Source organism: Enterobacter cloacae complex sp. 6730903, from assembly GCF_048283985.1.
Lineage (GTDB): Bacteria > Pseudomonadota > Gammaproteobacteria > Enterobacterales > Enterobacteriaceae > Enterobacter > Enterobacter hormaechei_C.
This window is the reverse complement of record NZ_JBLVXX010000017.1, coordinates 41,351-52,817: the sequence shown is the minus strand read 5'-3', so window position 1 is coordinate 52,817 and position 11,467 is coordinate 41,351. Positions and strand designations below refer to the sequence as shown.

At 58.5% G+C, this 11,467-nt stretch carries 13 protein-coding genes; 2 read left to right on the top strand and 11 right to left on the bottom strand.

From position 1 onward, the window contains the following. Nucleotides 1-86: 86 nt before the first annotated feature. Nucleotides 87-317 carry a SymE family type I addiction module toxin gene (locus ACNQ0W_RS11470; protein ID WP_003862120.1) on the bottom strand — a complete coding sequence of 77 codons (231 nt, stop codon included), beginning with the start codon at nucleotides 315-317 and terminating at the stop codon, nucleotides 87-89. A gap of 175 nt (nucleotides 318-492) precedes the next feature. Between ACNQ0W_RS11470 and ACNQ0W_RS11465 the strand changes: the two genes are divergently transcribed. Next, nucleotides 493-837 (top strand): nitrous oxide-stimulated promoter family protein, encoded by a 345-nt coding sequence (locus tag ACNQ0W_RS11465; protein WP_022649174.1) that lies wholly within the window; start codon nucleotides 493-495, stop codon nucleotides 835-837. A 5-nt stretch (nucleotides 838-842) separates the two neighbouring features. Here ACNQ0W_RS11465 and ACNQ0W_RS11460 read toward each other — a convergent pair whose 3' ends face one another. The 10 genes from ACNQ0W_RS11460 to hypA all read right to left on the bottom strand — a co-directional run bounded on the left by ACNQ0W_RS11460 (nucleotide 843) and on the right by hypA (nucleotide 10,773). Then, nucleotides 843-2,063 (bottom strand): MDR family MFS transporter, encoded by a 1,221-nt coding sequence (locus tag ACNQ0W_RS11460; protein WP_062933528.1) that lies wholly within the window; start codon nucleotides 2,061-2,063, stop codon nucleotides 843-845. Nucleotides 2,064-2,078: 15 nt separating this feature from the next. Then, the gene (locus ACNQ0W_RS11455) at nucleotides 2,079-2,840 is read right to left on the bottom strand and encodes an ABC transporter ATP-binding protein (protein WP_116330000.1); all 762 of its coding nucleotides are present in this window, start codon (nucleotides 2,838-2,840) and stop codon (nucleotides 2,079-2,081) included. Next, nucleotides 2,840-3,877: a FecCD family ABC transporter permease gene (locus ACNQ0W_RS11450; RefSeq protein WP_062933530.1), complete on the bottom strand. Its 1,038-nt coding sequence runs from the start codon at nucleotides 3,875-3,877 to the stop codon at nucleotides 2,840-2,842. Before ACNQ0W_RS11450 ends, ACNQ0W_RS11455 begins: the two co-directional genes overlap by 1 nt. Further along, nucleotides 3,877-4,875 carry an ABC transporter substrate-binding protein gene (locus tag ACNQ0W_RS11445; RefSeq protein ID WP_062933531.1) on the bottom strand — a complete coding sequence of 333 codons (999 nt, stop codon included), beginning with the start codon at nucleotides 4,873-4,875 and terminating at the stop codon, nucleotides 3,877-3,879. Before ACNQ0W_RS11445 ends, ACNQ0W_RS11450 begins: the two co-directional genes overlap by 1 nt. A 150-nt stretch (nucleotides 4,876-5,025) precedes the next feature. Continuing rightward, complete coding sequence (gene flhA / locus ACNQ0W_RS11440; protein WP_062939375.1) at nucleotides 5,026-7,098, bottom strand: formate hydrogenlyase transcriptional activator FlhA; 2,073 nt, start codon at nucleotides 7,096-7,098, stop codon at nucleotides 5,026-5,028. Nucleotides 7,099-7,160: 62 nt separating this feature from the next. Next, a complete protein-coding gene (hypE, locus tag ACNQ0W_RS11435; RefSeq protein ID WP_062933533.1) occupies nucleotides 7,161-8,171 on the bottom strand; it encodes a hydrogenase expression/formation protein HypE in 1,011 nt (336 codons plus the stop codon). Beyond that, nucleotides 8,168-9,289: a hydrogenase formation protein HypD gene (hypD, locus tag ACNQ0W_RS11430; RefSeq protein WP_062933534.1), complete on the bottom strand. Its 1,122-nt coding sequence runs from the start codon at nucleotides 9,287-9,289 to the stop codon at nucleotides 8,168-8,170. The genes hypE and hypD overlap by 4 nt, the downstream gene beginning before the upstream one ends. A gap of 3 nt (nucleotides 9,290-9,292) precedes the next feature. After that, nucleotides 9,293-9,565 carry a HypC/HybG/HupF family hydrogenase formation chaperone gene (locus ACNQ0W_RS11425; RefSeq protein WP_003862132.1) on the bottom strand — a complete coding sequence of 91 codons (273 nt, stop codon included), beginning with the start codon at nucleotides 9,563-9,565 and terminating at the stop codon, nucleotides 9,293-9,295. Then, nucleotides 9,556-10,419 carry a hydrogenase nickel incorporation protein HypB gene (gene hypB, locus ACNQ0W_RS11420; RefSeq protein WP_062933535.1) on the bottom strand — a complete coding sequence of 288 codons (864 nt, stop codon included), beginning with the start codon at nucleotides 10,417-10,419 and terminating at the stop codon, nucleotides 9,556-9,558. The genes ACNQ0W_RS11425 and hypB overlap by 10 nt, the downstream gene beginning before the upstream one ends. Nucleotides 10,420-10,422: 3 nt before the next feature. Next, entirely contained in the window at nucleotides 10,423-10,773 is a 351-nt protein-coding gene (hypA, locus tag ACNQ0W_RS11415) for a hydrogenase maturation nickel metallochaperone HypA (RefSeq protein ID WP_062933536.1), read from the bottom strand. Nucleotides 10,774-10,983: 210 nt separating this feature from the next. Between hypA and hycA the strand changes: the two genes are divergently transcribed. After that, complete coding sequence (gene hycA, locus ACNQ0W_RS11410) at nucleotides 10,984-11,448, top strand: formate hydrogenlyase regulator HycA (protein WP_017382804.1); 465 nt, start codon at nucleotides 10,984-10,986, stop codon at nucleotides 11,446-11,448. Nucleotides 11,449-11,467: the final 19 nt, after the last annotated feature.

Sequence of the window (11,467 nt, the reverse complement as noted above, 5' to 3'; positions counted from 1 at the left end):
ATATTACGCTTTGAGCGGCTCAATGGCCGATTGTTCCTTCTATTGTCGCATGAAAAAAAGGTGCGGCGCAGAAAAAAGTCACGACTTTACGAGGCATCTTCCGCCATTAATTCAATGATGATTTTTCCGTGCTCGACGCCCACCCGAACCTGCGAGTTGGTGGTAAATCCCGCTTGCTCAAGCCAGTCGCCTTTCAGGCTCAGCGCTGCGTGTACGCTGTACCGTTTTGGAATTTTCGTTTTACGGTCTTCATGACGTTTTCTGAAGTAACCCACTTTCAAGTGACGATAGGGTTTGGCGATTGCGATCTCTTGCATAAGCGCTCCGGTGAATGCGGTCAAAGGTGGTTATTTATGCCTGTATAAAATACCAGTAAAACGCGGCGGGGGGCGGGGTAATTCTGGAAGGACGCTTCAGAAAACGGAATGCAATGACTGAAAATGTGCAGATAAAAAGGTATTATAAATGCACTTTATTGTTGAGGACGGCGTTATGTCCGGTAAACGTATTTCACGAGAAAAAAAGACGATCGCCAGAATGATCGCCCTGTATGAAAACAGGTGTCCGCACGCCATAAAAGAAGAGGGGCACTATTCGGCGCTCAAGGCTTATGCCGATAAGCGGCTGGATAAATGCGTGTTTGGTGAGGAAAAACCCGCCTGCAAACAGTGCCCGGTGCACTGTTATCAGCCCGCCCGACGGGAAGAGATGAAGCAGGTCATGCGCTGGGCAGGGCCACGTATGTTATGGCGTCATCCAATTCTGACCATCCGTCATCTGATCGACGATCGCCGTCCGGTTCCGGAATTACCCGAAAAGTATCGGCCCAAAAAATAATCAACTCAGCGCCGCAGTGGACGACAAATCACGCTCAGGGCGACGGCGCTGCACAGCGGAAATACCGCCAGCAGCAGCCAGGGGTAAATGGCTTGCGTTGAGGGCACCAGCGCCTTGTCCAGCAGGCCGCCTGACGCTAAATTCCCCGCCAGCACCGCGACGCCGCCAGCAGTTGAGAGCGCGCCATAGTGCGCCCCAAGCGTCGATTCGTCGGCAAAATGAGGGATCAAATCTTTTGCCGACGGCACCAGCAGCATCTGTCCAAGCGTTAAAAGGGTGACAAAGCTTGCAGAGGGCAGCAGGCGCAGCCAGCCTTCCGGCGGCTCTGTCGCGGCAAAAAGCGCCACGCTGGCAAACGCTGCGGAGAGCAGCAAAAAGCCCACCGGTAAAATCCTCACCGCGCCAACCTTTCGGGCGAAGCGGGCGAGGGGCAATTGCAGAACAATGATCAGCACCGAGGCGAGCATAAACAGCGGTCCCAGGTCTTTTTCGTTACCCCCGGCGCGCTGGATCTCCACCGGCAGCGCCAGATAGAGCTGGTTATAGCTTAACAGCCATGAACTGTAGGCAATGATAAAGGCGACGAAACGCGGCTGACGAAACGTCGTCCACCAGGGCAGAATTTTCAGCGGCTTCGTGCTGTGATGCGCCGCGGGCAGGCAGAAAAAGAGCACTACCAGCGCAACGATAAATATCCCTGCGCCAGCGAGCGCAACCTGGCGAAAACCCAGCCCCGTCAGCAGGGCGCCCATCACCGGGCCAAGAACGGCGCCAAGTTCACCGCACACCGCAAACAGCGCAAACCACTCCGCGCGGCTGCGTTTACCCTTCGCCTCGCTTTGCGTTCCCGCTTTGGCCAGCAGGGCTTCTATCGACGGTGAGAACAGCGCGCCGCCGACGCCCGTCAGACAGGCCCCCAGAATGACGGGCCACAGGGTTTGCCCAAAGGCCAGCAGCAGATAACCCGCCACACGAACTATGCAGCCGCTGAGGATCACGATCTTCGCGCCAAACCGGTCTGAAAGCGCGCCGCCGACAATAAACATCCCCTGCTGGGAAAAGGTGCGCAGCCCCAGCACCAGCCCAATCAACCCGCCGGAGAGCAGCATATCGTCACGTAAGAAGATCGCCAGGAAGGGGACGACCGCGTAAAAGCCGATATTAAACACAAACTGGCTGCCCAGCAGAACGGGCGGCCAGAGGGTATTGGCAGTGCGAAGAGGCATCGTTTTAGCTCACCCCTACACGATGAAATGGATGTGCTTTTTGCCGTGGTACGGCGAGATCTCGATTCTGGTTTTCACTCTGAAGACGTCCCAGAGTAGTTCCTCGGATAAGATTTCCTGCGGCGTTCCGGTTGCCACAATCTGCCCTTGCTGCATCACAATCAGCGAATCGCAGAACATGGACGCGTGATTAAGATCGTGAATGGCGACGATGCTGGTTACCGGCAGCTCACTGATAAGCTGCATGAGCTGCATCTGGTGATGAATGTCCAGGTGGTTGGTCGGTTCATCAAGCAGGATCTCAGTAGGCGTTTGCGCCAGGGCGCGGGCGATATGTTCCCGCTGACGCTCGCCGCCGGACAAGCTCAGCCAGCCCTGTTCGCTGCGATCCAGCATATCCACGCGTTGCAGGGCGGCGGTGACGGTTTCGTCATCCTGCGCGCTCCAGTTCGAGAAAGGAGAATGGTGCGGAATACGCCCCAGTTTGACGACGTCGCGCACGCGCATATTGGCGTCGGTCATTCCGTGCTGTTCAACAAACGCCACGCGGCGCGCCAGCTGCTTTTTGGCAATGCGGGCAATGTCCTGTCCGTCCAGCGTCACGCACCCGGCATCCGGGCGACGCAGACCTGCCAGTATGCGCAACAGCGAGGATTTACCACAGCCGTTAGGGCCAAGCAGGCCCACCGTTTCGCCCCGCGAAACCTTCAGCGAAACATGGTTCACGATAACCTTTTTACCTACCTTCCAGGTGATATTGTCGGCGCAGATGCTCATCATTTGTTCCTTGAGCGGTAGATAATCACGGCGAAGAACGGTACGCCCACCAGTGCGGTAACGACGCCAACCGGCAGACTTTGCGGGGCAATCAGCATCCGCGAGGCGATGTCGGCCAGCACCATCAGGATCGCCCCCGCCAGCGCGCTGGCTATCAGCAGCGTGCGGTGCAGCGGCCCGAACAGGAAACGCATAACGTGCGGCACGACCAGTCCGACAAAACCAATAGAGCCCGCCATGCTGACAATGGTCGCGGTGATCAGGGCGGTGGTGGTGAACAAGGCCAGGCGCACCCAGGGCACGGCAATGCCCAACGAGGCGGCGGCATCATCACCGAACGTAAAGGCGTCCAGCGCACGGGAATAATAAAGACAGACGGCCAGCCCCGCCAGCACCACCACCAGCGCCAGCTGGAATTCCGGCCAGCGTACGCCGCTAAAGCTGCCCAGCAGCCAGAACATCACGTCGCGCGCCTGTTGCGCGCTGGCAGAGGTGCTGATGGTATAGGCGGTAATGGCGTTAAACAGCTGAGAGGCCGCTACGCCCGCCAGGATCGTGCGTTCATTGCCGCCGCGCGCGCCGTTGGTCAGGAAGGCGACGAAGGCAAAGGCGGCGAAGGCTCCGGCAAACGCGCCCGCAGAAAGCGACACCGCGCCGCTGCCAATCCCCAATACGACGACCGACACCGCCCCGGTTGACGCTCCCGCCGACACGCCGAGCACGTAAGGTTCCGCCAACGCATTCTTCAAAAGGCTTTGCAGCACGGCCCCGCAGATGGCCAACCCGGCTCCGCAGCAGGCCGCCACCAGCGCGCGGCTCAGGCGAAAGTCCCAGATGACGCTCTCATAGATGCGGTTAAGCGGAACATTGGTCAGCCCCAGCTTATTGCTGATGGCGTAGAACACGTTATTGAGCGGGATAGACAACTCACCGATGCTGACGCCAAGGGCGATCACCAGAAACAACAGTACGAAGGCGAGCAGGCATGATGTGGTCAGGAGCACCCCCTGCCGCATCTGAAGCACGGCGGTGGTCATCAGTTCAGTCCCAGTTTTCTGAGCTGTTCGCCGACCTGCTCAGCACCGTAAAGCGTGCGAATCGTCGGGTTCATGGCCTGGCCGTCCATCACCACAATATGACCTTTCTTCACCGCCTCCATCTGGCTGACGGCTGGATCGCTTTTCAGGAATTTGATTTTTTCTTCGGCGTTGTCCAGCGCCCAGCGGTTACGATCCAGGCTGGAGACCACAATCACGTCCGGATTAGCGGCAATAATGCTTTCCCAGCCGACGGTCGGCCATTCGGTCTCAGAGGTAATGGCGTTATGGCCGCCCAGCACGTTAGCAATAAAGCCAGAGGCGCTGTTTTTGCCGCCGACATAGGCATCAGCCGAAGGTGAGGAGCTTGAGAACCAGAAAACAAAGGAGAGGTCTTTCTTGTTTTTGCCAAATTCCTGGCGCAGGTCGGCTTCACGTTTTTTGAAGTCTGCGATAACGGCCTGACCGCGCGCTTCCACGTTGAAAATCTTCGCGAAATCTTCAATCTCTTGATAAAGGTAGGTCATATCCCATAGCGTCTGGCGGCTGCCGTACATGTCCCCTGCGGCTTTTTTGGTGGCGCACATGCCCGGAGATAAATAGCTGTTTACCCCAACGGTGGCCAGGTCTTCGCGTTTCGCGACCTTACTTTCCGGCCCGAGCAGCAGCGGCAGCTGAGCAGGAACAAAATCAGGGTTTTGCGCAAGAATGGATTCAAGCGTCGGAATTTCGACGGTCAGGGTTTTGATTTTGGCGTTTTGCTCAGCCAGCTGCGGCAATACTTTGGTCGGCCAGAACGCGCTGGCTTTCACCTTATCTTCCAGACCCAACAGAAGCAGGATCTCGACGGTATTCTGACCCAGGGCCACAACGCGTTCCGGCGCTTTGGTGAAGGTTTCTTTATACCCGCAGTTTTCTATCGTCAGCGGGTACGTGGTAGCCAGAGCTGTACTCATTGATGCAACCGCCAGGCCTAACGCGCAGAGAACCTTTTTCATTAAACGCTACCCTTCATTAAAATTATTTTGATGCAAATGAAACGCATTATTAAGGCGGAATTTTATACAGAGGAAAATATATTGTGTCAATGTGGGACAATTACGCAGCGTGATGAAAGGCGGCGCCATATACGCCGCCGGAATGACGGGTTAATTCAGGCTCTCTTTATCGATTCCCAGACGCTTCATGCGCGAGAGCAGGGTGGTACGCTTCAGCCCCAGCCGTTGCGCCGCACCTTTCGGTCCGGCCACTACGCCGTTGGTCTCCTTCAGCACTCGCATAATGCGCTGATATTCATCTTCTCCCTCTTTCGCAGGCTCGGTTGCGGTCACGGTCGTTTCAGAGAGAGTAACCTCTGGCAGAGAGAGCTGGAGCACGTTCCCGCGCGTCAGCAGGACCGCGCGCTCAATGACGTTTTCCAGCTCGCGCACGTTCCCCGGCCACTCCATCGCCGAGAGGGTGCGTAGCGTTTCGGCAGGAATACTGTCGATATTTCGCCCCATCCGGCGGGCAATCTTCGCGGTAAAGGCTTTCACCAGCAGCGGAATATCTTCCGGGCGCTCGCGCAGCGGCGGCAGGCAGATCGGGAAGACGTTCAGGCGATAGTAAAGATCGCTGCGAAACTCGCGGTCGGCGACCATTTTTTTCAGATCGCGGTTGGTGGCGGCAATCAGACGCACGTCGGTCTGGATCAGCTTGTTGCTGCCGAGGCGCTCGAACTCCTGCTCCTGCAAAACGCGCAGCAGCTTGGGCTGAAGCTCCAGCGGCATATCGCCCACTTCGTCGAGGAACAACGAGCTTTTATCCGCCAGTTCAAAACGGCCCAGCCGCTGGCTGCTGGCGCCGGTAAACGCGCCGCGCTCGTGGCCGAACAGGTCGCTTTCCAGTAAGCCCGCAGGCATCGCCGCGCAGTTCATCTTCACCATCCGGCGGCTGTTGCGGTTGCTCAGGTTATGGATCGCCCGGGCAATCAGCTCTTTCCCGGTGCCGGTTTCACCGAGGATCAGCACCGTGCTGTCGCTCTGCGCCACCATTTCCACCTGCTTGAGCACGCTGTACATGGCATCGCTGCGCCCGATGATTTCGCCAAACTCGCTGTCCACGTTGTTGAGCTGCTCGGTCAGCGCCAGGTTTTCGTCCACCAGCCGCTCCTTCAGGCGATGGATCTCCTGATAGGCGAGGGCGTTATCCAGCGCAATGGAGATACGCTCGGCGATCTGGCGCAGCAGCTTCAGGTTGGCAGTGGTAAATACGGCTTCATCACACTGCGCAAGTTTAAGCACCCCGAGCATGGTGTTGCCGGACATCAGCGGCAGCAGACACAGGGTCTGGATCTTGTTGCCCCAGGTGTTGAACAGCATCCGCTCGTAGGGGGCTACCGGATCCTGTTCATTGAGATTGAGCAGCAGGATCTCTTTGCTTTTAAATACCCGCTCGGACAGCGTTCCCGCTTCATCCACTTCGCTCTGCTCGTGCGCCGGGTTAGCTTCATCAAGATAGTGGGTGGAGTAGATGTTCAGCTTGCCTTTCCGGTTGCCGCGTAGCGCAATGCTGATGGCATCGATTTTAAAATAGTGATGGATCTCTTTTGACACTTCGCTGACCAGCTCATCCATGTCCAGGCGGGAGAGCACGGCGTTGGTGATGGCAACCAGAATGCGGAAGTTATCGCGCTCGCGGCTCAGCAGGTCGTAGTCCACGTTATTGGTGACGCGGCTTTGGATCTGCTCCGCGACAACGGCCACAATCTGGGTAAAGGTGTGCAGGCGTTCGTACTCCGCCTCGCTCCAGGGCTGGTCGGTATCGCGGATAAACTCGCAGCCGCCAAAAATTTGCCCTTCCACCGCCAGCGGCAGCATGCTGTAGTGGCCGAACGGGTGGTAAAGGTTGCTTTCTGCCAGCTTCGGCCAGGCCTGGCGAAACTGGTCAAAATTGCAGTGCAGCGCTTCCGGGCGGGAGAGAATGCGCCGCACCGGGCCGTGGGCCAGAAACGTTTCATCTTCATATTCGAAGATTTTGCCGTTATCACGCGTTGAGAAATAGCTCGCGCGGTGGGTTGCGCTATGCCAGAGCACAATGGCGGCGCTGTCCGCCAGCGCTGATTGCCTGACCAGCCGCGTCAGGGCATCGCTCAGCGCGCCGAGATCGGGCTGTTGTAAAAGTGTGCGCGTGATGTCAAACAGGCCCTGCTGTCCAAGATCGCTCATCGGTGTATACGGCATTGTTGCTTTCCAATAGAAACTGGCAAAAAGAGAAATTCAGCGCTGACCGCTTTTGGCGCGGTCTAGCAAATTCGGGGTAACGGTTCAGCGTGCGGCAGATCCAGCGTGCGCTTCACGCCGTAAAGCCCGGTCAGGCGCACCCCTTTGCGCTCAACCACGTCGCCGATGATGGCCGCGTCTTTCCCTAATGGATGCGCGCGCAGCTGTGCAAGTACGGCTTCCGCCGACGCGCGTTCCACGCCGATCACCAGCTTGCCCTCATTGGCAAAGTTAAGCGGGTCTAGCCCTAATAGTTCGCACAGCCCGCGCACGGCAGCTTTTACAGGCAGGCCGCGCTCGGTCAGCTCAATCCCGCACCCGCAGCTTGCCGCGAACTCGTGCACCACGGCATTCACGCCGCCCCGCGTGGCGTCGCGCAAGGCTTTTACGCCCGGCATGTCGCGCAGCGTCTGGATCAGCGGCGTGAGTACCGCACAGTCACTGCGAAGTTCCCCGTCCAGCCCCAGGCCTTCACGCAGGTTCAGGATGGTTGCCCCGTGGCAGCCCAGCGTGCCGCTGACAATCAGCACGTCGCCTGCGCAAAGCTGCTGCGCGCCCCAGTGAATGTCGGCAGGGATCGCCCCCATCCCGGCGGTGTTGATGAAGAGCTTATCCGCCGCGCCGCGCTGCACCACCTTGGTATCCCCGGTGACGATGGCGATCCCCGCCTCGCGGGCGGTGTGCGCCATGCTGTTCACCACCGCCGTGAGCGTCTCCATCGGTAACCCTTCTTCGAGGATAAACCCGCAGGAGAGGTAGCGGGGGATCGCGCCGCTGACGGCGACGTCGTTTGCCGTGCCGCAGACGGCGAGCTTGCCGATATCGCCTCCCGGGAAGAACAGCGGGTCAATCACGTAGCTGTCGGTAGAGAAGGCCAGCCTGTCGCCGTGTGCGGTCAGGGTCGCGAGGTCAATACGCGCCTGATCTTCCTGCTCGGCGAGCCAGGGGTTATTAAAGGCTTCCATAAACAGCCGGTTAATCAGCTGCTGCATCGCCTGTCCACCGCTTCCGTGCGCCATTTCCACCGTGTTCATGCTTCACACTCCTGGTTGCGATAGTGATACCACGCGGCGCATGCCCCTTCGGAAGAGACCATCAGCGCGCCAAACGCGGTTTGCGGGTTACAGGCGTTGCCAAATAACGGGCAGTGATGAGGTTTGCATTTGCCGGTGAGTACGTCGCCACAGCGGGCGCGGGGATCGTCGCACACCTGCTGCGGTTGCGGGCGGAAATGCGCTTCGGCGTCGAAGGCGCGATACGCGGGCGTCAGGTGCACGCCGGATTCGGCAATCAGCCCCAGTCCGCGCCACTCGCTGTCGCCTTCGACGCTAAACACGTCGGCTATTGCCTGCTGTGCCCGTCTGTTACCTGCATCGGGCACCACGCGGCGATACTGATTTTCCACCGCACTCAGGGCCGCTATTTTCTGCTCAACCAGCATGGTCACGCCTTGCAGTAGATCAACTGGCTCGAAACCAGCCACCACTAACGGACGATTGTACTGTTCAGCGATAAAACCGTAGGCTTCTGTGCCGATCACCATGCTGACGTGGCCTGGCGCCAGAAACGCGTCGATACCGTTATCCGGCGCTTCAAGCAGGCTGCGCAGCGTGGGAATAAGCGTGATGTGCTGGCAGAAAAAGTAAAAGTTAGTGACGTTGCGGGCTTTCGCCTGCTGGAGGGTAATGGCGGTGGCGGGCATGGTGGTTTCAAAACCCAGCCCGAAAAAGACGACCTTACGCTCAGGATTAGCCATCGCCAGCGTCAGGGCATCCATCGGTGAGTAGACGATCCGCACGTCCGCGCCGCGCGCCTTCGCCTGGAGCAGCGAGCCATTTTTTCCCGGTACGCGCATGGCGTCGCCAAAGGTGCAAAAAATCACACCGGGACGGCTGGCGATGTCGAGACAGCTGTCGATGCGCCCCATCGGCAGCACGCACACCGGGCAGCCGGGGCCGTGGATAAACTCGATGTTCTCCGGCAGCAGCTGGTCGAGGCCAAATTTAAAGATGGCGTGGGTGTGTCCGCCGCACACCTCCATGATCCGCAGCGGTTTTTCTTTCGTGTAGTCCAGCAGGGACGCGCGGGTTTTCAGGCGATCGATAAGCTGCAACACCTGCTCCGGCGCGCGATATTCATCAACGTAACGCATGTGTTATCGCTCCTCGCCATACAGCAGGGCGCCTACGTCCGGCTCGACATCGAACATATTCTGTAGCGCGTCCAGCGTATCGCGGGCTTCTTCCTCATTAATCACGCTCATGGCAAAACCCACGTGGACCAGCACCCACTGGCCGAGACGCGATGCGCCGGTCTCATCGTGGCTGCCTACCAGCGTCAGGTCGACATCGCGCAGGATGCCGCAGACCTCCACTTTGGCCTGATTGCCGTCGATGGAATGAATTTGTCCGGGGACGCCTATGCACATCGTTCGTTCTCCAGCCAGTTCAGCCAGGCGTCCATCCCGTCGCCGCGCGTGGCGGAAACCAGCAGGATCTCAATGTCCGGGTTCACTTCCCGGGCGTAAGCCAGGCACTTATCCACGTCGAAATTCAGGTACGGCAGCAGGTCGACCTTGTTCAGCAGCATGAGGGAGGCGGCGGCAAACATATGCGGATATTTAAGCGGCTTGTCTTCCCCTTCGGTCACGGAGAGCACCGCCACTTTATGCCGCTCGCCGAGGTCGAAGCTTGCCGGGCAGACCAGGTTGCCGACGTTTTCAATAAACAGGATGCCGTTATCCGCCAGCGGCAGGCGCGGGGCGGCGTCGGCAATCATCTGCGCATCCAGGTGGCACCCTTTCCCGGTGTTGACCTGAATCGCAGGCGTACCGGTTTCGCGGATGCGCGCCGCGTCGTTTACCGTTTGCTGGTCACCTTCGATCACGGCGCAGGAGACGCGTTCGTTCAGACGTTTAAGGGTTTCGGTCAGCAGCGTGGTTTTACCGGAGCCGGGGCTGGAGACCAGGTTCAGCACCAGCTGTTCGCGCGCGGCAAAGCGGGCGCGATTGCGGGCGGCGAGCTGGTTATTCTTGTCCAGCACGTTGATCTCCACCTCCAGCATCTGGCGCTGGCTGATGCCCGGCGCATGCGTACCCGCTTCGCCGTGGCCGTAATGCAGGTCGCCCGCGTCGGAACGCTGCGGGGTAAAGGTGATGCCGGTCAGTGCCGCCGCGGGACGCGGGGCAGGGGAAAAGGGCGCGGAGCGAAACGCGGAGTGGGGACGGTGTTCATCCCCTTCTATATACAGGTTGCCTTCAGCGCAACCGCAGGTACTACACATACATTACTCCTTCTCGATTTCGAGGCGTTGGATCTGCATACCGTCATCCGCCACGATGCGCAGCCCGCTGCTCTGGCACTGCGGACAGCGCTGCACCTTCGATGACAGCAGCGTGACGTACTCCTGACACTGCTCGCACCAGCACTCTGCCTGCTGCTCTTCAATATGCAGCTCGCAGCCTTCCGCCAGCGTGCCGCGGCACACCAGCTCAAAACAGAAGGTGAGGGCGCTGGTCTCGACGCAGGAAAACGCCCCGACCTTCAGCCAGACGCCGGTGACGCGTTTCGCGTGGTTTTGCACTGCCTGCTGGTCGATAAGTTCCAGTGCCCGCTGGCAGAGGGTGATCTCGTGCATGACGCCTCCTTAATGAATTGCCCCTTCAATGCAATAACGGTGCCAGCTTGATTTGCGTTACGGCGTGACGATGTCAACGCTGTCGAAATGACACGTCGACACCGCGGCGATGACAGTACGCATCTCTTTAAAATTCATTTAAATCAATAAATTAAAAACTGGCACGAAATCTGCTTAACAGCCGCTAACTCCATTAACCGGATACCTTTTATGACTATTTGGGAAATTAGCGAAAAAGCGGATTACATTGCGCAACGTCACCAGCAGCTCCAGGAGCAATGGCACCTGTACTGCAATTCACTGATCCAGGGGATTACGCTGTCGAAGGCCCATCTGCATCACGCCATGAGCTGTGCGGCGCAGGGGGATATGCGTTTTGTTCTGTTCGGTCACTTTACGATTTACGTCACCCTGGCGGAGACCTTCAACAGCCACACGATTGAGTACTACGTCGAGACGAAAGAGGGCGACAGGCACTGCATCGCCCGGGCGCAGCTGATGGCGGACGGCATGGTGGACGGTCACGTCAGCAACCGCGATCGCCAGCAGGTGCTGGAGCACTATCTGGAGAAAATCGCGCCGGTTTATAACGGCCTCTACGCCGCCGTTGAGCACGATCGGCCAGTCAACCTGAAACAGCTGATCGACGGAAAATCCTCCGCGAACGTGGCCTGAAAAACGAGTGTCGAGAAGT